The sequence below is a fragment of the Methanimicrococcus blatticola genome (assembly GCF_004363215.1).
Taxonomy (GTDB): Archaea; Halobacteriota; Methanosarcinia; order Methanosarcinales; family Methanosarcinaceae; genus Methanimicrococcus; species Methanimicrococcus blatticola.
In genome coordinates, this window is sequence record NZ_SNYS01000008.1 from 215,770 (window position 1) to 238,555 (window position 22,786).

Below are 22,786 nucleotides of genomic sequence, written 5' to 3' on the forward strand. Positions count from 1 at the left end.
TTTTATTTCAAAGACATCTTGGGATTATTTATTATGTATTATATTTCTGAAAAATATTACGTTCTATATATATTTTTATTATACTACGATACTTTTATATCATTTTCGTCTTTTTATTGGATCTATGGTTTAAAGTGGTTTTGAATCTCTATTATGCATTATTGTATCCATGTGGTTCATTTTGCATAATTTTATATCTTGTAATATGTTGGGCCGATTTATTCAAAACGGCGGCAGTATTTTTGGGTTGAGCTGCCGAACAAAAACGATCTTAAATCGATGCTTACGGAGTTAAAATGAAAATAAAAAACATGTTGGTTACCTTACTTATTTTATCTGCATTGCTTGTTCTGGTTTCATTTGTCGGAACCGCATATGCGGCAGAATCAGTTAAAGCGGAATCCGTTGAAGTCCGCAGTGAAGTTTTAGCATATTATCCTGAGTTTGGAGTTTACGTTTATCCCAACAACTGGGCTGCATTATACTACGATGTCAAAAACACTGTTCACACTGAGGAACTTTATCTCACGGATTCTGAAGTCGGATGGGACGGCAGTGCTTCTTTTGATGAAGTAAAACCGCTGGCTCCCGGGCATGTCGGAATTGTCTATGTCACCGAGCCCGCTTTTCAGAAATTTGAATATGATTGGTCGATTTTGATCAAAGAAGAAAATCCTGATATGCCGCCCATGCCGCAGATGATGATTCAAGAAGTTCCCGGTCCGGCAGGATTTGCTGTTCTCGGTTTCTTCGGCGAGCCGTATGTTGCCCTCAGTGATGATCAAATTACCGGGTATCTCTCAAACGGTTATTCCTTCTTTGTTGAAGGATACGATGATTACAAAGCAAACAAAATCGCGCCGCTCGTCGTTAATGATGATGCGAAATATACTCTTAAAACCGATGACTCTCTTGAACTCGGAAACGGATATTCGCTTTTCATCGAACAAATTGATATCAAAGGAAACAAAGTCCATTTGATTCTCATGAAAGACGGTCAGAAGCTGGAAACAAGTATTGTTAACGCAGAAGCTTCAAAAGATTGGATTCTCAAAACAACCGTCTTAGGCGACAAAGACAGACAAGTTTTACGCGTTCATGTCGAAAGCGTTTTCCAAGGGTCCAAAGATGCTTTGGTTACAATCGACGGACTTTGGCTTGTCGATTATTTAAACGCCATCGAAGTTAAATCAGACGTTGATTACGGAAAATGGAAAGCGACTCATATCTCGTCAGAATCCCTTGTCTATATTGCAGAAGATGTCGCCTTAAGCAGCAATTCTGTTATTCCCTTGGGCAAAGATTGGAACATCCGCGTCCAAGACGGTTTTGAAGTTCCGAATGAAATTTCTCGGGGTGCCGAACCAAAGCTCAACAACAGATTCTATCTCTTCAAAGAATATACCGAGCCCGGAAAATATGATATCAGAAGTTCGATTTCAGACTCTGCCAATATTTTACAACATGTCGAGCCTCCAAGAGATCCTGATTTCGTAATAATCCCCAATCCTTACGTTCCGGGTCCTTCCCGAATCAATGGTCTCATCACTCCCGCCTTTGCTGATGTTATTGCTCGTGATTCTGCCTCACAGAATTTGCCCTTGCCGGATGGGGTTTATACATCCTATAATTTCGCAGCTTTCTATTATGATATTGATGCGGATTTGTCAACAGAATTGTTAATTGCCGTTCCTCAGTCTAATTATGGCGGCAGCCAATCCTTTTTAAAAGAAAGTCCGTCATTTATGTATCTGACAACCACTGCGCACACGGATTATGACTACGTTCCGGAGGCAGGAATGGATGAGGATGATAATTTAATTAATTCCTGGGATTCCGGCTACGACATCATGGGTTATTTCGGTGAAAAATACGTTCCGTTGAATGTTGTTGATGCAGACGGTTTCCATATTCATGACCGCTCAAAGCTTGAAAAATTCTCGCCTTTGGTAACAGATGACGACACGAAATACACTCTTAAAACGGGTGATTCGCTTGAACTCGGAAACGGCTATTCTCTTTCCGTCACTCAAATTGATCTTAAAGGAAATAAGGCAGACCTTGCGCTTTACAAAGATAACGCTCTTGTCACGTCTTCTATTGTCGCAACATCTTCAAGCGGCGGTTCAGGCAACTGGATTTATAAAGACACAGTTCTGAATGTCAAAGATGTTCAGCTGATGAGAGTTCATGTCAAAGACGTGTTCAACGGCGGAAAAACAAATCTTGTTGAAATTGATGCCGTTTGGCTGACTGACTTCAAAAATGTAACCGAATTAAATGCAGACGATGAAATCGGTTTGCTGAAATATGCCGGTTTAGTTCCCCTCAGTCACGCCGTTCCGTCCCGCATGAGGCTCTCTGAGTTACGACTGTCAGAACCCGAAAGTCTTCTTGTTTTCTATTTGAAAAATAATTTGACAATGACTGACGAAATGGATGTCGTAATTGCAAACAGTATGTCTTTGAAAGCATATGAATTTGAGTCTGCACCCGATCTGTTTTCTATTCCTCCGATTGGTCCGCGTGTGATGTACGGAGACACAAACAGTTTCAAATATTATTTCTATGTCACAAAGGAAATCGGAAACTTCTCTTCCGGAAACGACGACGGTGATGGCAGCGACAACGGTGGCGGCAACGACAGCAATGAATCAGGCGACGGCTCAAACAAAGGGTCTGAAACGGACTCTCCGGAAAATGAAGTCAACCCGTACAATTTGATTGACGGAGTCGGTGCCGGAGCAATCGCATTTTGGCTGTTCCTTCTGGTTGTGCTCGTTTTGGCAATTTACCTTTACAGACGGTATAAAGTCAGCCAAGCCCAAAAATAAAATTGATATAAGTGTTTCAAAGAAGGTTTCATATGAAATCTTCTTTTTTTCTTCCTTTTAATTTTTGTATTTTTTCATTTTTGTATTTCTTTTCCTCAATTTTTTAAATGTTTCCCGCTTTTATCTTGTCGTCAATTATCGACGAGTTAAACGTTATATCATGTAACAGATTGCGTTTTTCCAAAATTGTGACCGCAAAACTTAATTAAGGGAATTCCGTGATTTGCATCTATACCAAGTACGGTATGGTGGTTAATTCAATTTTTCAAATCAGTCTTGATTTCTCATGATTCTTTGAAAAATTCCGTACTTGTCAGGATTCAGGGACAGGGGGGATTTGATTGAGCAAAAAAAGTTTACTCATTGCAGTCGTTTTGATTTTTCTGCTTACTGCAACCGCAATGGCGATTGAAAATAAAAGCGCAAGTGAAAATTTCACAAGTCAAGAGTATTTGAACGCAAAATCAGTCGAATCAACATCCGATATTGATAATGTTGAAGAAGGATATCTTCTGCAAACCGGCACCAATCGGTGGACCGGTATGTTTTCAGCATTACAGCCTTATTCGGGGAATGAAACATAATTGTTATGGTTTAAACAAAACAAACAAAGTGATACTATGAAAAAAAGCATTTTAATCGTTTTATTGATTGCGCTTCTCGCAGTCGCAGTCGGCGTTTCCGGCTGTTTGGGCGGCGATGACGCAAATAACACGACAAACAATTCGACGAACAACTCTACAAACAATACAACAAACGCAACACCGAATGCGACATTCAATAACAGTTCAGTCATTATTGAATCTTTGCCGTCCGGCTACGAGCTTTTGGCTGTGAAAGAAGTTACTGCAGACAAAGAAAACATTGACGGCGTGACAGACGCACTGAACGGATTCTCCGCTTCTTATGCAGCAGGTTCATCCAATGTCTATCTCTCCGCTTTCCAAACTGAGAACAACAGCTCTGCACAAGCCTATGTTCAGTCCATGATTGACGCGCACAACGCCAAATATCCGAACTCCGGCAACGTCACAACCGTTACAGTTCATGATCATAATGCAACTTTGATCACAACAAATGTTACATCCGGCGGATCCACCGTTGAAAGATACACACTTGCCTGGGCAAGCGGTGACAAACTCGTTGTTGTGAACGGTCCGGCCACATATGACCAGATCAAAGCAATTGCTGAAGCATCCGATCTTTAATTCTGTTTAATTTAAAATTTTGATGAGGGATTTTTTCCCTCTCTTAATCTTTTTTATGTCTCGTTTTTCATGTTGATTTTTATGGCAAAACATTGGTATCCCGTTTTCTCTTCCGAAAAATGCAAACAATGCAAAACTTGTCTTTCTGCTTGTCCTTTTGAAATCCTTAAATTCAATGATTCTGCCGATTCAATACCCTCTCTCTCAGATTCCGATTTATGCCCGGTCAACTGTTTTAAATGCGCTCAAGCGTGTCCGAACAATGCCGTCGGCGTTATCCGGCCGGCAAAACCGTGCGATTGCTGCTCTTTCTAAATTTTTGAGTTAAGCATTCGGTTAATATACCATCATAACAATTTTTATTTGTTGTCTTTACATTCTTTACTTTTTAGAAGGGTTCTGTATGAAACGAATTTATTGGTTGGTATTGATTCTGGGTCTGATTCTGATTCTTGTTCTCTCTATGGCGCTTATTCTTTCAGGATGGTCAAGGAATGATTTTTATGCAAATTATTCTGTAGATAATTCCGAATATAATTCTACAATTCCTTATGAGGAGATCAACTATGGGGAGGGCGTTGTCAAACCTTTTTTAAAACCGGCGGGGTTTAAATTTTTATCCGCTCAAACCGTTAAGGCAAAAAATGAAAATATTGGAATCAACGGCGATTTGGATGGCTATCGCGGCGATTATATATTTAATAATGACACCGTCAGCAACAAAACCGTTTATTTCTATTGTTTTAAAGCAAATTCAATCGAAGACGCTTCAATATATTATCGGCAGATGATTGATTCTTATGAAGAAACATACACGTCGGTTTCTATTTCTGAAATATCAATAAACCGTCATGAAGCAGTGGTATTTAAATCCGGTTTAAATGGTGTCGGAATTTCCGGCCCTGATATGATTTCATGGACGCGCGGCGATTATCTTTTTGTTATCAAAGGGCAGGTGAAAGGTGTCGACTTTGATAATCTGGAGGATTTTGCCATTTGTTCTTACCTCTAATTTTTTCATTTTCCTCTTTTTTAATTCCTTTTTCAATTTCTTTTTTTTAATTTTATTTTTATCGACATTGCTTTTTTCTCTAAATGTTTTTTCGAGACATCGCTTGTCGCTCTTTCTAAATTTTTGAATGAAGCATTCGGTTAATATAACATAAAATCAGTTTCTTTATGGCTGATTCAACAGCCGATTCTACATTCAGAGGGGTTATTATGAAAAAAATCATTCAAATTTTAACATTACTTCTTGTCATTTTCATTGCAGTCGGCGTTTCCGGCTGTTTGGGCGGTGACGACGCCGACAATTCGACCGGCAACAATCCATCAAACAATTCAACAGGCATTGATGACGACGACTTAAATTACAGTACAAACATTGTCACCGTTCGTGATCTTCCGACAGGGTTCGAATTTTTGTCAACGCAAATGGTAAAATCACACGGTGAAGGCATTGGGATGACAGATATCTTATCCGGTTACCGCGGTTACTACAAATTCACAAACGATTCTGTTTCAAACGCAACCGTTTATTTCTACTGTTTCAAGACAAATTCAACAGAGGATGCCGCTAAATATTCTCGGCAAATGAAAGACTCTTATATCGAAAATTACGGCGATAGCGGAACGGTTTCAACGGTTAAGTTAAACGGACACGACGCAACAAAATTTACAACAACGGCCGAAAACGGCTCGGACATGATTGTCTGGACACGCAGCAATCTGATTTTTGTAACGAAAGGACAAGTTGCCGGTCAAATTGATTACGCAACCTTGGAATCTTTGGTTATTGCATCCGAACTCTGAATTTGAAAACGAAAATCCGTTTTATTTTTTTCTTTTTCGTCTCAATTCTATGATTTTTCTTCCAATTTCTTTTATAATATAATTGAATATGCTTAATTGTTAAATCCAAGGGGGATTTTTGTGAAAAAAGCATTTTTTATTCTCATCATTCTTATCGCAGCTGCGTTTGTTGGCGTTTCCGGCTGTCTTGACAGCAGTGATAATGTAACAGATAACAACACGTCAAACAACACAACCGAGCCGCCGTTAAATGAAACTGAGTCGAATGAATCAAACAATTCCAATCAGAGCAACGCAACAATCATTACCAATTTCAGTGCCAGCATTGTTACGGTAAATCCGCTTCCGGGAGGGTTCACGCATTTGGCAACCCGTACTGTTAACGCAAACGGTGAAAAAATCGGCATTTCCGATCCGGTTGTCGGTTACAGAAACATGCTGACTTACAATAACAGCAATGTCTATCTTTCCGTTTTCAAATGCAGTGGGGAAAAAACGGCTGACGATTATATCTCAGAAATGACTGCTTCTCATGCTTCTAAATACGGCGGTGACAGCAACATCTCAACCGTTCAAATCAACGGTCACAACGCAACACGCTTTGAAGCAACTGTTCAAGAAACGCCTCAAGAAGGCCGTTATATGTTGGCTTGGACCAACTGGTCCGGAGATGAGTATGATGACAGTTATTTGGTTGTTGTTTACGGACAAGTCAATTATTCTGTTATCGAAGAGCTTGCAACCGCTTCCAATCTTTAATTTGACACACCACAGCCGATTTTTTAATTTCGTTTTTTAATTTCGGCTGCATTCAAAAAACAATACGAGGGACCAATAATGAAAAAACACATTCTTGTTGTTTTGCTTCTTGCGGTCGTTTTGGCAGTCTGTATTTCCGGCTGTTTGGGCGGCGATGATGATGCCAATAACACAACCAATAATTCAACGAACAATTCTACGAATAACTCTACGAATAATTCAGATAATCCAACGAATAATTCGACAAACAATTCAACCAACGGATCCGGGTCTGATAATTCTTCTAATGAATCTAAACCTGTTCCGACGTTTGATTCTAATTTAACTTTGGTTGATCCGATCCCGACAGGATTTACGTTTTTATCAACGGCAACCGTCAAATCTCACGGCCAACATATCGGCGTGACTGATGCTCTTTACGGTTACCAGGGAATTTATCACTACGGCGATAATGAAACGCCTGTTTTTCTGACTTATTATGATGTCGCGATTGCGAATACAACAAAAACGTCTGAGGATTATATTCAGATGATGAAAGACAGTCATGTCAAACAATATGACAGCGACAGCAAAATTTCAACCATTCAAATCAACGGTCACGACGCGACATTGTTTGAAGCAACAACGGATGAAGTGCCTCAATACGGCAGATACATGATTGCCTGGACGCTCGGCGACGGTATGTTTGTCACGGTGACCGGCGCAGTTGATGAATCGGCACTGGAGTCATTGGCGATAGCGACCGGATATTAAAATTTAATAAAACAGATGAGAGACTTTTGTCTCTCTTTTTTTCATTTTCATTTTTTTATTTTCATTTTTTTAAAATTAAAGAATTTTACACGCTTCATCAAACTTGAATCTGTCATCGCGCGGGTGAAGTTTGCTTTTGTCACCGATTCCGAGATTGCACAAAAAGTTTGATTTCCAGCGCCCGTCAGGGAAAAACTCTTTGTCCACGCCGGCATTGTCAAAGCCGCCCATTGGGCCGCAGTCGAGGCCGAGCGCGCGCGCCGCGATAATCAGGTAGGCGCCTTGAAGGCTGCTGCTTAAAAGCATCGCTTTGTCGGCGAAATCTTTGTTTTGGGCAAACATTGTCAAATAATCGCCGTGCGGATAGAGGCGAGGCATATATTCATAAAATTTCGTGTCATGCGCAATGATGACGGTGACTGACGCGTCTTCTGTTTTTTTGACGTTGCTCGGGTCCAAATGCGGAATCAGCCTTTGTTTTGCTTCGGGGCTTTTCAAAAAAATAAAACGGCCCGCCTGACAATTCGCCCAGGTTGGCGCTGTTTTCAGCTCATCGTAAATTTGAATCAGCAAATCATCGGAAATATCCGTTTTCTCAAAATATTTGTGTGTTCGGGCTTCATCGAAGATGATGTCCATGGATTCTTTGTCAAGTTTCATTTTACCGTCTTCCGAATCTTTTATTGTTTTTATTTTTGCTTTATTTTGTTTTATTTCGCTTTATGTTTGTTTTATGTTTGCTTTATTTTGTTTTATTTTCTTAAATTTTGTCAACCGCATTTTCGGCTTGCTGAATGATGTCGGGCTTGGATTGAACGGCGCCCGCTTCCATCACACCTTTTGCCACGATGATGTCTGCGATTTCAACGCCGATATAATCAAAACTATCCTGATACATGCCGATCACGTGAGACGCCGTTTTTTCTTCCGTGTCTTCCATCGGAACGACCAATATCACTTTTTTGTTTTGGAACGTTTCGCGCGGCAAACCGTACCATCTGTCAGTGAAAACTTTCATTTGCGCGGTCGGCCCCCACCAGTAAACGGGCGTTCCGAGAACCCAGACATCCGCTTCTTTCATTTTTTCGCCGAGTTCCTGCATGCCGTCTTTTTTGACGCATCCTTTTCCGGATTTATGGCAAGCGTCACATGCTTCGCAAAATCCGATGTCGGCTTTATTGAGTGAAACAAAATCAGTTTCATAACCTTTCTCTGCCGCTTTTTTTAAGATTGTCTGTACCAAAAAATTCGTATTACCGTTTTTCCGAGGGCTTCCGCTGAAGCCTGTTATTTTGACCATTATAATCCTCTTGTCGTGTTTTTAATTTTTTAATCGCTCAAAAGCAATTTAAAATTAGCCTGACTCTTATTTATATTTTTATAAAAATGAATCGGATTCGAAAAAAACGCCTTTTCAATCAATATCTTTTAATATCAAAATGTCTATTCTAAGTCATTCGACTGCCCGGATAGCCTAGTCGGTTGGGGCGCCAGACTCATAGGGAAATAAATGACGGCGTCTTGTTGGAATTTCAAAATTCCTGAGACATCTGGAGGTCGCGTGTTCGAGTCACGCTCCGGGCACTAATTGGCAGTTCAAGTCACGCACTTGGACTGCCACAAATTACAATCGCATCAATTCTTTCACATCTTTCTCGATTTCTCTTTTACCTTACAACTTACGGATGTGCAAGGAAGGTCAATTAATTTATCGAAACGAACAAGATTTACAACGGATAGAGGGTCGTATCAGATATTCTGGCACTTTATCGCAGGAACAAAAAAATTCAGCAATTGATTTTGAAACCTTTTTTTCTAAAAATCTTTCAATAGCTCGTGTTTTCCGCTATATGAATATCTATGCTTTTGTCATTAATGGCGAAGATTATTCGGAACTCTATTTTTTACCACATTATGTATTGAAAAAATGATACAGCGTAATAAAGATGATTCCGAAATTATCACTCATTCAAATTCATTCATTTGGTGCAATTTAGATACTTATTTCCTTCATTATATTGGAAACGAATTCAACAACCAACGTCGTTTTTTTAATCCGAATGAATATAATACTTCGTTTTTTGGAAAAACCAAATCGATAATATTCGATTAAATTAACCAATATTTATGATTATATTTACAAATTTAAACCAACTAGACCAAATTTTCAAAAATTTTATCACATATCGAATGCATGAAATAAAATTACTTGACGATTTTGAATTTCAATATCTTGTACAATTAATAATCATGCATCATAAAAGAGGAAAAATGATGAAAGAAATTTTTAATAAATCTCTAAATAAAATATATCAATCAATTAATTCACTTTTTTTGGTAATTGGGTTGCTTACTTTTATTGTTTTTTCTTTTTATTATGCAAAAACAGAAAATCCAAGTATTCAATTATTATTTCAACTATTCGTTCTTTTGATTGTATGGTTCATCGTTTATTCAATGTCTTCGTATTACCTTTATTACCATTTTGAAAATTTCAAAATCAATAAAAAATCAATCGTTACAGGTATCGTCGTATTTATCTTCATGATATTTTTCTGTTTATTGATATTGTTGTTAGGTTCGGTAATCAATGATAGCACACTTTTACCATCTGAAAAAATAGCAAACATATTCAATTATATTATTTTAATTTCTAATATTGTTTTAGTGATTTTTACCGGGACAAATTTATTTCTTACAAATCAAAAGTCACAGAAAGAATCCAAAGAAAAAAATATTCGATCTGATATTGAATTTTATGAAAAACAATTAGACAAATATTATATTCCATTATCTGAAAAATTTTTAGAGATTTCAGAACATTTAGTAGATTATACTACTCATTATGAAAATTTAGATACAATTAATTTTAAAAAGTTTTCCAAAAGCGGAAATAAAGAAACTCGTAATTTTATAAAAAGAGCATATAATATAAGAAAATGTATTGATGATTCTGCAAACATTATAAATAAATATTCGTATCTAAACACTGACGAAATCAATTCTGTTATTTTTAAGGATTCAGTAATCATCAACGATTTATGCTTTTTTAATGATTTTTTAAATAAATATAAATCTATCTTTATTAGTGATTTGGGTGATATTTTTAATTCAAATATAGAGTTTAAAGATATTGCGCATGATGAACGTCAAATCAACACTGAAGAAATTGTTTTTTCAACTCAAAATAATAATAATTTCAATATTTTAATTCGTAAGTACTTAAGTATTTTACAAATTTGGCTCAATGTAGAATTAGTTGTAATAAATAGGTTGTTTAAGGGAAAAGCAACAGCTTTAGACTTAGAATACATAAATGATCGAAATCGAATCATCTTAGAATTATTAATAAAAAAGCAGCAAATTTCTTCTGATAAAATAAATATTGCAACTAACGAAATCAACAAAAAAATTGATGAAAAATATGTGGAACTAAAAAGAATCGAATCATAATTCTTTTTACTAAAATTTAAAATCATGAAATGCTGGATTATTTCTAAAATATAAAATTTTGAAAAAAAAGGAGGAAGAGACTTGATCTATTCTAATAATAAAATGGAAAAACGAAAAAAGTGATATAAATTATTTATCATTTCTCTAATTCAAACCATTGTATGATATTCATTGGTGGAATATCAATTCTACTAAAATTACTTAATATTGAAATTGTAGAAACCGCCGTTCTTAAGTATGGAAAAAGAATTGAAACAGCATTTATATTTAAATTGTTTTCAAATTCTTTTTCTGTAAGGTCACCTACTAACTCAAAATATCCTTCCATGCATATTTTTAAGTCAATTACCTTTTTTGAATTGGAATCATTTCCTAAAATTTCCACACTTAAATCAACAGCAAAATTTTTATCATTTAATTTTATAATTTCTTTCGAAAATTTTGCATCTAATTCTACTTCAGTATTTTGGGCTTGTGCTGAAAGTTGTGGAGGAATAATATCCATATCAATGCTTTTTATTCCATATGAATTAAAAAGCAAAATAGGTGATTTGATTTCTTCCATATTCATGATACCATTTCACATAACTGGGCATTATTATTTATTTCAAAACCCATGAAGTTTTGTCGATCTTTATTATCTTTGGTAACTTTAATTGTAATCGAAGATACTTCTTTTTTTGTCTCGATTTTTAAATGGAAAGTGTTTTTAAACAAAGATTTCGATGCTTTCTTTTTGAAATCTTCTCTTGTTTTAAACATGGGTCCGGGAGTTCCATTCTCATTTCCCATCTCTATTAACATCTGGTCAAACTCCTCTTGAGTCATACTGTCCAGGAATGCTTGAACATTTTTTATGAATTCTTGCATTTTAATTACCTCTTTTACTGCTTTCTTCTTAAAGCTCTTATTTTTAAAGAAGCTTGTATTCTCTTTAACGCACGTATTTTTTTTAAAGCCATTATTCTTCTTAAAACCATTAAACGCAGGCTAGTATCTATGTGTATTTCATCCAATGAACATTCACAGACTGTGGCGATTTTATCCAATTTCTTAATACAATATATCCTATAAGGTATTATTGCTTGTGGTGCATAATCTTTAAACGGTTCATTATCTGTCAATTTATATAAATTTGTTGTTAATATTACTCCATCAAACATGTTATTTAAACCCATTTTTACAAACATTGTGTTGTAAATACTAGTTTCAAATATTGATTCTAAAGAGCTTTTTTTGTAAAACTCTTCATAAATAATGTCAAACATTTCTTTGTGTTTGAAATTATCCATATCCAGCATATTTAAATTATCCATTTTAACTGACAATACTGCATATTTTTCTAAAAATACTGCTAACAGTTGGTTTAATTCATCTTCAGTTAAGTCCTCTTCACCCAGTAATGTTTTAATTGGTTTTGCCAAACACTCGTCTCTCTGAAATTTCCATAAAATCGAAAAACATTCTCCATCAAAAAAATAAACTCCCTCCCCTAAATAAATTTCACTGGTTGAAGGAAGAAAACCACCCGAGACGATATTTCTAACATGTTCTCGGTCTGTACCATGAAATAATGACAGATTATTAACTGTTGTCAAAGAAAATGCATTTGTGAGATCTATCATTCCAAAAACACCCAACTTATACTTTTACCATAAATAAATTTGCCATTTTATATATTTTATCCTTAAAAATTTAAATGTTTACATTATTTTAGAAGTTGGATTATTTGAAATTAATTGCAATTATCTCAAAAACTTAATATTCTATTTCATCTTTTTTTCAAATTAAATCAATTAAAAGTTGTAGGCATTGAACACTTGAGTCAAAGTGCGCTCTGGACATTGATTTAGTGGTTCGGGTCACGTACCCGAGCTACTATATATCTGCTTTTTTACACTTTTACTTGACTGCTTTTCTATCTTGAAATTTCAGAACGGTCAAGGAATCTCATTTTATCATAATAAATAACAAACGAATAGAAGACATTATTTAAAGTTCAGACCTTTGTCCTTTTACAAAAAATATTCAATCTTTCTTGATATTTTTCTACAAATCTTGGAATTTGTAATGGAGATACATAATGGAATATTCACAAATCAGGCAAAACTTTGAGCGCCACGGATTTACAACACAGCTTTTTTCCTCAAAGGAAGAGGTTTGCACTTATCTTGCCGATATTTTACAAAATCAAACCATCGGGTTTGGCGGAAGCGAAACCTTGACGGAAATGGGACTTTTTGAAATTCTGCAACAAAAGAACGCTGTCATATGGCATAATAAAACTCCAGGCGTACGCGTTCGAAAACTTGCAAATTGCGCTGACATCTACATAACAAGCGCAAACGCGGTAACGGAAACCGGGGGGATTGTAAATATCGACGGAACCGGAAATCGTGTCGCAATGACTGCTTTTGGTCCGGAAACCTGTTACTACATTGTCGGGAAAAATAAAATCACTGCAAATATCAGCGATGCTTATCACCGGTGCAAGAATGTCGCAGCCCCTTTGAATGCCAAGCGGGTCTGCGCCAAAACACCATGTGCTGCCAAGGGCGACAAATGCTATGATTGCAACAGTCCAGATCGGATTTGCCGTATTATTTCAGTAATAGAACGAGCGCCACTAGGTATGAAATGTGAAATTATTTTTGTGGATGAGGAATTGGGCTTTTAATCTGAATCGAATTCAGCGAATGATTTGCTGTAAGTCAACAAAAAGACAATATCAAAACAAAACATTGTCTTTAAAAAACGCAATTATTGCTGATATTTTGGGAGGGTTATTATGAATCATAAAGAGCTTGCGCAGGAACTGAACCTGCAAACTCACATTTTAGCAATCACAAGGAAAAACAATTCTGAAGCCGCCGATCCGGTTAAAGCGGGTTGCACACTTCGCGGTTTGAATAAAGTTCTAAACGACGGCGAAACAATCGTTTTGTCGGCGAAAACAACTTCTTGCCGCGGCGGTAATCGGGGTTTCGGGTTTGATGACGAATTGCCGCCGACACCCGGCGGAGTCGGTTGGTTTTTATCTTCCGGTCGCGGTGGAGGGTTTCCGGCAGGCGAGCGCATTAAGGCAACGCCTGAAATCGGGGAACAAATGCTTCTCAATCAGCCGATGAATGTCTTAAATGAAAATGAATTCATCGAAATCAAACCGTATGAAGACGGCGACGATTCCGACCTCGTTTCTTTTTTGGTCAATCCTGATCAATTGGCAGCACTCGTGACGCTTTTCAGCTATCGGGGTATTGATTATGACAATGTTATCGCGCCGATGCTTTCCGGCTGCGCTTCCATTTTCCGAATTCCGTTTGGAGAACTTGGGCGGGAAAAGCCGCGCGCGGTTATCGGGAATATGGATATTTTTTCAAGGCCGCATTTCCCCAAAGAAACCGTTTTTTTCACGATTCCGGCAACAGCTTTTAAAAATATGCTTTCGGATGCCGATGAATGTTTCTTTATTGCGCCGATTTGGAAAGGGATTAAGAAGAGATTGTAATTCCTGCTTCTTTTCTTTTTTATTTTCTAAAAACATGGGATGTTTTTATCGATTGGTTTGAAAAATCTGTGCAACTCGCGCGCGTGGAGACCGGAGTGATGAGGCGGCAGCAGTCTGTAACGGCAACAGTAAGGTAGCTGTAGCAAACAGAATCAGCAAGGTAAATAGGCACGTTCATATTTTCATTGAATTATATGTACGAATCCGCAACCTCAATTTCGCTCGCTGCGCTCACGAAATCTCGTTTTGCGGTCATATGTGAACTTTTCTATTAATGTGTAGCAAAACATCGCTTTTCATTTTAAATCAAAAATGAAACGCCGTTTTTTCGATGAAATTTGTTTTTTTGAGTTTTGGGAAAATGGCGTTTGGGTTTGAAATGTTAAAAAAGGATGTTTCCGTTTGTCCAAAAAACGAAACTTGTTTTAACCTTTTTCTCTTTTTCTCAATCCAAAAAGAATATATCAAGTTAAGCGAGTTAATATGCCGATATGAATTTTCAGATTCTTGACGCAGATTACAAACTCATCGGCGAAGACGAGCCGGTGATTCGGCTTTTCGGCAGAGGCGATGACGGCAAAAGCGTCTGCTGTCTCGTTCCCGGATTTGAACCGTTTTTCTATGCCGAAAGCACAAGGCCTGAGGAAACTCAAAAGGAACTTTTAGAGAAGTTTCCGCAAATCGTCCGCGTCGAAATTGTCGAACGCTACGGGGCAGTCGGCTATCAAACCAAAACGTCTCCGTATCTGAAAATTATTGTTCAAGCACCGAAGAATGTTCCCGAAATCCGTGACGATGTCGCGAAATTGCCGGGCGTTATCGCGCTTTTTGAAAGCGATATCCTGTTCCGCAACAGATTTTTAGTTGACATGGATATCGGCGGTTTCCAATGGGTTGGGGCCGAGGAAGACACTTCTTTAGACCGCGAACATTTTTTAAAAGAAATTCCCGTCAAAGCCGATACGATTATTTGCACGAAATCCGTGACGCCGCTTGATCGCATTTCAAACGCGCCGTTGCGTTATCTTTCTTTTGACATTGAATGTCTGCCCGACGGCGGAAATATGCCGACACCCGAAAAGTCGCCCGTCATTCTGGTCAGTTTCGCGTTTGAGCCTGCTTGGAACGGCAAAAAAACGCTCGTTTATGTCGGAAAACCCAAGCCCGATGGTTTTGATTTTGAAACAAATGACGCCGAAGGCGACACAATTTGGCTGGAAAATGAAAACGCGCTTCTTGCCAAAACATTTGAAGTCATCAATCAATTCGATCCCGATTTCATCACCGGTTACAACATTTCCGATTTCGATATTACTTATTTGCTCCGACGCGCCGACGTTTTAAAGAAAAAGGGCGCGCAAATCCGAACCGGAATCGCCAGAGACAACAGCCCGATTTTTTCAAAAAAATTCGGCTTAACCGTCAAAACAGAAATTACCGGCCGCATCGTTGCCGATGTTTTGCCGCTGATTCGCCGCAATTTCAGCTTGAAGCAATACACACTCCGAAACGCTGCCAAAGAATTGCTCGGCCGCGAAAAGTTGGATGTGCCGGCTTCTGAAATGGAAAAATACTGGGCCGATAACGGTGAAAAGCTGGCGCAGTTCATTAATTATTCCCGCCGCGACTCTGAACTGGCGATTGAGCTTCTCCTTCATCTCAAAATTTTAGATAAATACATCGCGCTTGCGCGCATTACGAATTCCGTCCTCCAAGAAACGCTCAGCGGCGGACAAACATCAATGGTCGAGCAAGTCATGCTCAAAGAATACGGCAGACACGACCGTGTAATGGCTGCAAAGCCTGACGGCGAAGCCTACGAAGAGCGCGATGAAGAAGAAGAACTCAAAGGCGGTGCCGTTTTAGATCCGGTCCGCGGTCTTCACGAAAACGTCATTATTCTCGACTACAAATCGCTTTATCCGACGATTATGATGGCGCACAATCTGTGTTACACGACAATTGTCAATGACAAGCGTGATCTTGAATCGCTCGGTCTCACGGAAAACGATATTGAAGTGACGCCGACAGGCGGTATTTTCGTCAAACAAAGCATCGTCAAAGGCATCGTTCCCTCCATCCTGGAAGATTTGCTCAATCGCAGAATGGAAACCAAAAAGATGATGAAGCAGACGCAGGATGAATCCGAAATCCGCGCGCTTGACGCCACGCAAATGGCGCTTAAAATTCTGCTCAACAGTTATTACGGTTACACCGGGTACGCCCGCGCCCGTCTTTACAGCATGACCATGGCAGGCTCCGTGACAAGCATCGGCCGTGAAAATATTATCAACACCGAACGCGTGATTACGCAGGAAATCGGCAAGATTTACCTTTACGAAGGCAAAGCTTTGCTCGAAAACGAAATCAAAGACCAATTCAAAACGGCCGGAAAAACCGTCGAAGCAGACTTTGATTCCGGCAGCATTTCCGATTTGGATTCCGCCGTCATTAACGGCGATGTTAAAATTGTTTTATTATCTGTCGTTTACGGCGACACAGACAGCGTTTTCATGCATTGTTCCGCTGAGTCGGGGGAGGAATTTACGCCCGAACAGTTTACGCTGGATGACGCTGCATTGGTCGGCTCCCGAACGGCTGCGATTGTGACGGCTTCATTGCCGACGCCGATGGAACTCGAATTTGAGGCAATCGCCCGACGCGCCGTTTTAATTGCCAAGAAACGGTACGCCCAGTGGCTTTTTGAGCGCGGCGGCTCCGGCTGGTCTGATAAAATTAAAGTTAAAGGAATGGAAACCGTTCGCCGCGATTGGTGTGAATTGACTTCCATTACGCTTTCACGCGTATTAGAACTTGTTTTAGTGGAAGGTAACGTCGATGAAGCCGTCAAATACGTCCGATCCGTTACAAGCGACCTTCGCAATTTGAATCTTCAGGACAATCCCGATTTTATCAATAAATTAATTCTCACAAAGAATTATTCCAAGAAAACGGACAATTACAAAAACAAGCAGCCGCACTTAACTGTTGTTGAAAAGATCAAAGCCCGCACGGGGATTTCAACACCGATCGGGACGCGTGTTCCGTTTGTTATTATTTCCGGCAAAGGATTATTCGTCGAACGCGCCGAAGATCCCGATTTCGTTTTGAAGCACAATGTTCCGTTAGATACTGAATATTATATTAAGAAGCAAATCCTGCCGCCCGTTGAGCGTATCTTAGAAGTTTTCGGTGTCGATGCCGGTTCACTCGATAAGTATCAGCAAAAAGGATTGTTTGATTTCGCCGACGCAGGGTCTGTTTCCAAAGCTGAGCCCGCCGCCCGCTCCGTCTCCGATGTCGCTTCCAATAAAATCAACTCATCCGCGCCGAAAGGATTGGATGTGTTTGAAGACATGGGTCCGTCTAAAGCACCTGTTTACAAAGAAGAAGCGGCTGAAGATATCGCTGAGACATTTGCCGGCGATTTATCAAATGAATTTGAAAACGAAGAATCCGTTTCTCCGGACTCAGATGCTTCTGATTCAATGTCGGATGAAACCGAGCCGATCGAAACCGCTCCGTCTGAGACTGCACCTGTTGAGACTGCACCGGCTGAGGCTGCACCGGCTGAGGCTGCACCGGCCGAAACCGCTCCTCTTGAGGCTGTACCGGTCGAGCCTGTACAGGCTGAGACTGCACAGGCCGAGACTGCTCCGCCTGAAGATGTTCCGTCCGAAACAAATCCGGATGAATCTGTAAAATCCGATTCCAAATCAGATACTTCAAAAACCGGTGGTAAAAAGAAGCCTCAAAGAACATTTTCTGATTTTTAATCAAATCAGGTTTACTTTTTTATTTTGCATTTTATTTTGATTGCGGGTGAACTTTATTTAAGTTAAAAGACAATGTTGGTTTATGCCTGATGTTCTGATTCAAAATGCACGCGTTCTCGAAGACGGCCGCTTGGTTCCGTCTGAAATCCTGATTGAGGACGGCAAGATTAAAGGAATTGCCAAGGAATTCCGAATTTCTTCTTATGACGAATTAATCAATGCCGACAAAATGGTTGTCATTCCGGCCGGCATTGACGGTCATGTTCATTTCAGAGATCCCGGGATGACTTACAAAGAAGACTGGTATTCCGGGTCCTGTTCGGCTGCGGCCGGCGGCATCGCAACTGTTTTAGAACATCCCAATACGCTTCCGCCCGTCATTGATAAGTCCGGTTTGTCTCTCAAACTCAAACACGCCAAAAAGAAATCCGTTATTGATTTCGGCATCAACGGCGGCGTGACGAATAATGTCGATCAGCTCAAAGAAATTTGGCGTCTCGGCATCAGCGTTTTCGGCGAAATTTTCATGGCGGAATCCACAGGCGGTCTGAATATCAGCAATGACACTTTAGGGGACGCGCTTTCAAAAATCGGTGAGGTGGACGCTTTGGCCTGCATTCACGCCGAAGATGAAGCACTTCGCTTGGAAAATGAAGTTCTTCTCAAAAACGACACCGGGATTGACGTTCATTCCCGAATCCGTCCCAATGAATGTGAAGAAATCGCCGTTCGCGACTGCATCAAAATCAATAAAGACACCGCTGTTCCTGCAAGACTTCATTTTTGTCACACAAGCACGCCTGAAGCCGTTTCACTGATTGCGAAAGCGCAAAAAGAACTCTCCCCCGTCGGCAACGCGCGCAAAATCACTTGCGAAGTGGCGCCGCATCATTTGTTTTTGTCAACAAAAGATTATAATAAACTCGGCACGCTCGGCAAGATGAACCCGCCGCTGCGCTCGCCCGAGGATGCCGCTTACATGATTCAGGCACTCAACTCAGGTCTCATCAACGCGGTGGCATCCGATCACGCGCCGCACATGCATTACGAGAAAGATGTTCCGATGCGGTCTGCGCCGTCCGGTGTTCCGGGCGTTGAAACGCTGATGCCGCTCATGCTGGCTGCTGTTCGTAAAAATTTGATTTCGCTGGAGCGCGTGATTCAAGTTACCAGCCGCAATCCTGCTCACATTTTCGGGCTCGATCGTCTCGGGAAAGGATCCATGGCAGAAGGATATGATGCTGATTTGCTTTTGTTTGATCCGAAAAAGACGGTTCCGATTAAATCAAAAAATCTGCATACGCATTGCGACTGGACTCCTTATGAAGGAATGGACGGCATTTTCCCGGGAATGACGTTGTCACGCGGCGATGTTGTTTGGGACGGTTTCCAAATTATTGCTAAAAAAGGTCGCGGCGCGTTTTTGCCGGGCGCGGGTTTGAAAACAGATGAAGACGGCAAAATGATTTTGGAATATGATGAAGACGACGACGAATGATTTCTTTTATTCTTTTTTTAAAACAATGGGTCGTTTTCAATTTATTTTAAAAAACGGAGCAGCTCGCGCGCGGCGAAGCTTGTCGGTTGGGAGCGGTGCGAATCGGTGCGGTGACGGCGTGTCCGTTCGCGCAAGCGAACGGGTGTGATAAGAAGGAGCAGATGCACGCGCAATGCAAACCTGCCTGCCTGCAACACAAACTTGTCAGCAGGCAACACAAATCTGATAATCGATAATATAAAAACGGCAACCGATAACAAAATATTAATTTAAAAATCGTTCTGTGGTTTTGCTGTATCGATTGAGTACGAATCCGCAAATTTCCAATTCCTCTCTTCACTCCGTTCCGTTCAGAATTGAAAATTAGCGGGTGGTTGCTTCGGGTTTAATCTATTTCTGTCAAAACCGAACATCCTTTCTTTTAATTTTACAAAACGTGAACGCCGATAAAACTCTGAAATATTAAACTCATTTATTTTCGGGGTTTATCGGGCGTTCGGGTTTTATTAATTTATTAAACACGATGTTCGGTTTATCCAATAAAATTCAAAAAAAGTTAAAATAAAAACAAAAAGTTCAATGAAAAAGAAGTCAGAAGAATGAATTCATTCTTCTTCGTTTTCGATGTATTCAATCGAATCCATCTGCGCGCGAATTAAATCGTCGTGCTTTTTCTCAAGGAAACTGTAAACGGTTCCGTGATTGACACCGTTAATAAGCATGTCAACCGCGGTTCTGATAATTGTTGTCTGTTCGGGGAAACCGATAACGCTGACGGTTTTTCCGTAAACGGAAATCTTGACATTGATGAGTCTTTCCGCGATTTCGCGGGTCTTTCCCTCGCGGCCGATAATTCTGCCTTTCAAGCGTGCCAATTCTTTCGGAGTTGACGCCGCTTCTGATAAATCAATAATATCTAATGTTAAGAAATCTTCATAGAAGAGTTCCATCGCTTTTTCCGGCGAAAAACCGCGTGCGATCGCTTTAATGACTTCCATCGCGCGCATGCCGGCAACCGGATCTTCTTCATCTTTAATTTCGACGCGGCCGTCATCGCTGTTAATTTCCAATTTTAATTTGGCGGCTTCTTCAATCTGTTTCTTAACGGAGCCGCTCGGGCCGATAATGACTGCGATTCTTTCTTTCGGGACTTTGACAAATTGGGTCATTTTCATTCTTCCTTTGTTTCTTTTTCATTCGTTTTTTCATTATTGCCGGCATCAACTGCATCTTCTTCCGGATCGGGTTCGATGATTGTGTCTTCTTCTTTTTTCTGTTTGATTCGTTCCGCAATCTCTTTCGTTCCCTCGTCAATGCCGTATTTTTTAAAGAAACGTTTTATGTTTTCGATGTCACGTGTTAAAAATTCACGTGCATTCGGATGGTTTAAAGTGACTGCCTGGCCGACATCAATGATGACGGCTTCTTCGTTTTCAATATCAATCAAAATGTTATATTCACTTAAATCCGCATGAACAAGCGATGCACGAACATACATGCGGCGCATATTTTCGATAATTTGATCATAAAAAAGGCGCGCGTCTTCATCATCCATTTTTACATCTTTTAATGAAGGGTACGCAATGCCGTTTTCTCCCATGAATTCCATCACTAAAATATTTCTGTCAAACGTGACGGGACGCGGGGCTCGAATTCCTGCTTTGTTGATTCGAAGCAGATTTTGATATTCTTTTTGCGTCCATGCGAAAATAATATCTTTTCGGCTGTGACGGATATGTGTAAATCTCGGATCTTTAAGGATGTAGGGATCCATTGCTTTGAATGTGCTTGAATTAATTCTGTAAATTTTTACAGCCACTTCACCTTCGTTTCCGGTTGCATAGAAGACGTTTGCTTCTTTTCCTGTGCTGATGGAGCCGCCGAGTTCACTGATGATTCCTTTGTTGGCGAAAGAATACAACAGTTTCAATGTCGGAACATCAAAAACATTTTCTTCAGCTTTGAGGAAGGATGAGTCTTTTTTAAAGATGCGGCCTTTAGCACGCTTATCTTCGATTTGCTTCATCTGTTTATCAATCTTTTTTTGACTCATGTCAGCACCTTAAAAATCGGGGTGGAGTTGATTCGGGTGCTGTTTTATGCAACACCCTTTGCAATCTGCAAAAATGAATATCAATAAAAGTAAGTGTACATTGAGAACTTTATGTTCTCAAGTAACCTTTTTTGTCCAGCCAGTCAACCTGCGGACGGGTGTATTTCCAAATAATGTCGGCTTTTTCATCCTGGAAATCCCAGGGCACGGCAATTACGACATCGCCTTCGTGAATCCAAATTTTCTTTTTCATGGATCCCGGGATACGTCCCATGCGAACGACGCCGTCCATGCATCTGAGTTTTAAGTGGTTTGCGCCGAGCAAACTTTCAACAATTGCTAATACTTCACGTTCTTCTTTTTTAGGGATTCTGACACGAACGACCTGTTCTCCTTCCGGAGGCGCAGGCCCTCTTCTCCCGTTTCTGTTATTATTGTAACCGGCCATGTATTTTCCTTCTATAATTATGTGTGATTAAATGAAAAATTATTAACATTTCGATTTATTTATATTATTAAAATGTCGATTTTTTATGTAAGAATACTGTTTTCCCGTTTAAATGTTGTGTCTTTTGCTTATTTTCATTGAGGATTTGATCTCATTTTTTTATGTTCTTTTGATTGTTTATTCATGCACAGTCACAACCTTTATATACAAAATGTGATATTCTTTGGATTCGCTCAATCTGAGTAACTCCAAGCGAGTCAGATTGACTAAGATTGACATTTTCAATTTAGAATCATACGTTAAATGAGTACGGATTTTATTTGTCCGGTGCTTTTTTGAAGTTTGACTGGATGGTCAAAATTCTTAAATACAATGTCAACTTAATATAGTATTCCGCGTAATTCGCCGATTTATTGCGGCGTTAATTCGCAAATCATATTCATCTATTAATGAAGTCGGGAGTTTTTTCCCTGACTGATATGTGACCTGATGTTTCGGTAAACTTCGGCGGTGATTTTCATCAACTCAATTTGCAAAAGCAAATTGAATCAAATTGTAAATCATCGTTACGAGATTTACAGGAATATCAAAACTGTGTATTGTAAGGAAGCAACTCTAAAATCTAAGAACTAAGTGTGAATAGCGCTTTATTCGTGGTTGAGAAGTTTTTTCCGACAATTCTGT

At 39.5% G+C, this 22,786-nt stretch carries 23 protein-coding genes and 1 tRNA gene; 14 read left to right on the forward strand and 10 right to left on the reverse strand.

Features of this window, described 5'->3' with window-relative positions; genetic code table 11:
• The first annotated feature begins 296 nt into the window (after positions 1-296).
• The 8 genes from C7391_RS05475 to C7391_RS05510 all read left to right on the forward strand — a co-directional run bounded on the left by C7391_RS05475 (position 297) and on the right by C7391_RS05510 (position 7,366).
• The gene (locus C7391_RS05475) at positions 297-2,834 is read left to right on the forward strand and encodes an S-layer protein domain-containing protein (RefSeq protein ID WP_133517540.1); all 2,538 of its coding nucleotides are present in this window, start codon (positions 297-299) and stop codon (positions 2,832-2,834) included.
• Between the two features lie 341 nt (positions 2,835-3,175).
• The gene (locus C7391_RS05480) at positions 3,176-3,418 is read left to right on the forward strand and encodes a hypothetical protein (protein WP_133517541.1); all 243 of its coding nucleotides are present in this window, start codon (positions 3,176-3,178) and stop codon (positions 3,416-3,418) included.
• Between the two features lie 36 nt (positions 3,419-3,454).
• Complete coding sequence (locus tag C7391_RS05485; RefSeq protein ID WP_133517542.1) at positions 3,455-4,042, forward strand: hypothetical protein; 588 nt, start codon at positions 3,455-3,457, stop codon at positions 4,040-4,042.
• An 81-nt stretch (positions 4,043-4,123) separates the two neighbouring features.
• Positions 4,124-4,357, forward strand: a complete 234-nt coding sequence (locus C7391_RS05490; RefSeq protein WP_166627421.1) for a 4Fe-4S dicluster domain-containing protein — start codon at positions 4,124-4,126, stop codon at positions 4,355-4,357.
• An 88-nt stretch (positions 4,358-4,445) separates the two neighbouring features.
• Entirely contained in the window at positions 4,446-5,054 is a 609-nt protein-coding gene (locus C7391_RS05495; RefSeq protein WP_133517544.1) for a hypothetical protein, read from the forward strand.
• A gap of 167 nt (positions 5,055-5,221) precedes the next feature.
• Entirely contained in the window at positions 5,222-5,854 is a 633-nt protein-coding gene (locus tag C7391_RS05500; protein ID WP_133517545.1) for a hypothetical protein, read from the forward strand.
• Positions 5,855-5,974: 120 nt separating this feature from the next.
• A complete protein-coding gene (locus tag C7391_RS05505; RefSeq protein WP_133517546.1) occupies positions 5,975-6,613 on the forward strand; it encodes a hypothetical protein in 639 nt (212 codons plus the stop codon).
• A gap of 78 nt (positions 6,614-6,691) precedes the next feature.
• The gene (locus C7391_RS05510) at positions 6,692-7,366 is read left to right on the forward strand and encodes a DUF4367 domain-containing protein (RefSeq protein ID WP_133517547.1); all 675 of its coding nucleotides are present in this window, start codon (positions 6,692-6,694) and stop codon (positions 7,364-7,366) included.
• A gap of 75 nt (positions 7,367-7,441) precedes the next feature.
• Here C7391_RS05510 and C7391_RS05515 read toward each other — a convergent pair whose 3' ends face one another.
• Both C7391_RS05515 and C7391_RS05520 read right to left on the reverse strand, forming a co-directional pair.
• Complete coding sequence (locus C7391_RS05515; RefSeq protein WP_133517548.1) at positions 7,442-8,026, reverse strand: malonic semialdehyde reductase; 585 nt, start codon at positions 8,024-8,026, stop codon at positions 7,442-7,444.
• Positions 8,027-8,126: 100 nt separating this feature from the next.
• Entirely contained in the window at positions 8,127-8,666 is a 540-nt protein-coding gene (locus tag C7391_RS05520; protein ID WP_133517549.1) for a flavodoxin family protein, read from the reverse strand.
• A gap of 163 nt (positions 8,667-8,829) precedes the next feature.
• Here C7391_RS05520 and C7391_RS05525 point away from each other — a divergent pair.
• Both C7391_RS05525 and C7391_RS05530 read left to right on the forward strand, forming a co-directional pair.
• Positions 8,830-8,950 (forward strand) — tRNA-Met (locus C7391_RS05525).
• Positions 8,951-9,637: 687 nt separating this feature from the next.
• Positions 9,638-10,819 carry a hypothetical protein gene (locus C7391_RS05530; protein WP_133517550.1) on the forward strand — a complete coding sequence of 394 codons (1,182 nt, stop codon included), beginning with the start codon at positions 9,638-9,640 and terminating at the stop codon, positions 10,817-10,819.
• 136 nt (positions 10,820-10,955) lie between these two features.
• On the opposite strand, the gene C7391_RS05535 is transcribed toward C7391_RS05530, so the two are convergent.
• Genes C7391_RS05535 through C7391_RS05545 form a run of 3 tightly spaced genes read right to left on the reverse strand, consistent with a single transcriptional unit; the run spans position 10,956 to position 12,444 of the window.
• Complete coding sequence (locus C7391_RS05535) at positions 10,956-11,390, reverse strand: protein-export chaperone SecB (protein WP_133517551.1); 435 nt, start codon at positions 11,388-11,390, stop codon at positions 10,956-10,958.
• A complete protein-coding gene (locus C7391_RS05540; RefSeq protein ID WP_133517552.1) occupies positions 11,387-11,689 on the reverse strand; it encodes a hypothetical protein in 303 nt (100 codons plus the stop codon). The genes C7391_RS05535 and C7391_RS05540 overlap by 4 nt, the downstream gene beginning before the upstream one ends.
• Positions 11,690-11,703: 14 nt before the next feature.
• Positions 11,704-12,444: a hypothetical protein gene (locus C7391_RS05545; protein ID WP_133517553.1), complete on the reverse strand. Its 741-nt coding sequence runs from the start codon at positions 12,442-12,444 to the stop codon at positions 11,704-11,706.
• 458 nt (positions 12,445-12,902) lie between these two features.
• Here C7391_RS05545 and C7391_RS05550 point away from each other — a divergent pair, with 458 nt between their 5' ends.
• Together C7391_RS05550 and C7391_RS05555 are read left to right on the forward strand one after the other, a co-directional pair.
• Positions 12,903-13,496 carry a lactate utilization protein gene (locus tag C7391_RS05550; RefSeq protein WP_133517554.1) on the forward strand — a complete coding sequence of 198 codons (594 nt, stop codon included), beginning with the start codon at positions 12,903-12,905 and terminating at the stop codon, positions 13,494-13,496.
• Between the two features lie 111 nt (positions 13,497-13,607).
• Positions 13,608-14,327 (forward strand): DUF169 domain-containing protein, encoded by a 720-nt coding sequence (locus C7391_RS05555; protein ID WP_133517555.1) that lies wholly within the window; start codon positions 13,608-13,610, stop codon positions 14,325-14,327.
• 19 nt (positions 14,328-14,346) lie between these two features.
• Here C7391_RS05555 and C7391_RS08325 read toward each other — a convergent pair whose 3' ends face one another.
• Positions 14,347-14,505, reverse strand: a complete 159-nt coding sequence (locus tag C7391_RS08325) for a hypothetical protein (protein ID WP_166627422.1) — start codon at positions 14,503-14,505, stop codon at positions 14,347-14,349.
• Between the two features lie 313 nt (positions 14,506-14,818).
• Between C7391_RS08325 and C7391_RS05560 the strand changes: the two genes are divergently transcribed.
• Positions 14,819-18,103: a DNA-directed DNA polymerase gene (locus C7391_RS05560; RefSeq protein WP_133517556.1), complete on the forward strand. Its 3,285-nt coding sequence runs from the start codon at positions 14,819-14,821 to the stop codon at positions 18,101-18,103.
• An 82-nt stretch (positions 18,104-18,185) separates the two neighbouring features.
• Positions 18,186-19,601, forward strand: a complete 1,416-nt coding sequence (locus C7391_RS05565; protein ID WP_133517557.1) for a dihydroorotase — start codon at positions 18,186-18,188, stop codon at positions 19,599-19,601.
• Positions 19,602-19,642: 41 nt separating this feature from the next.
• On the opposite strand, the gene C7391_RS08590 is transcribed toward C7391_RS05565, so the two are convergent.
• The 4 genes from C7391_RS08590 to eif1A all read right to left on the reverse strand — a co-directional run bounded on the left by C7391_RS08590 (position 19,643) and on the right by eif1A (position 22,102).
• Complete coding sequence (locus tag C7391_RS08590; protein WP_263295314.1) at positions 19,643-19,768, reverse strand: hypothetical protein; 126 nt, start codon at positions 19,766-19,768, stop codon at positions 19,643-19,645.
• Between the two features lie 438 nt (positions 19,769-20,206).
• Positions 20,207-20,770, reverse strand: a complete 564-nt coding sequence (locus tag C7391_RS05570; protein ID WP_133517558.1) for a KH domain-containing protein — start codon at positions 20,768-20,770, stop codon at positions 20,207-20,209.
• A gap of 2 nt (positions 20,771-20,772) precedes the next feature.
• A complete protein-coding gene (locus C7391_RS05575; protein WP_133517559.1) occupies positions 20,773-21,654 on the reverse strand; it encodes a serine protein kinase RIO in 882 nt (293 codons plus the stop codon).
• 109 nt (positions 21,655-21,763) lie between these two features.
• Complete coding sequence (gene eif1A / locus C7391_RS05580; protein ID WP_133517560.1) at positions 21,764-22,102, reverse strand: translation initiation factor eIF-1A; 339 nt, start codon at positions 22,100-22,102, stop codon at positions 21,764-21,766.
• Positions 22,103-22,786 lie beyond the last annotated feature (684 nt).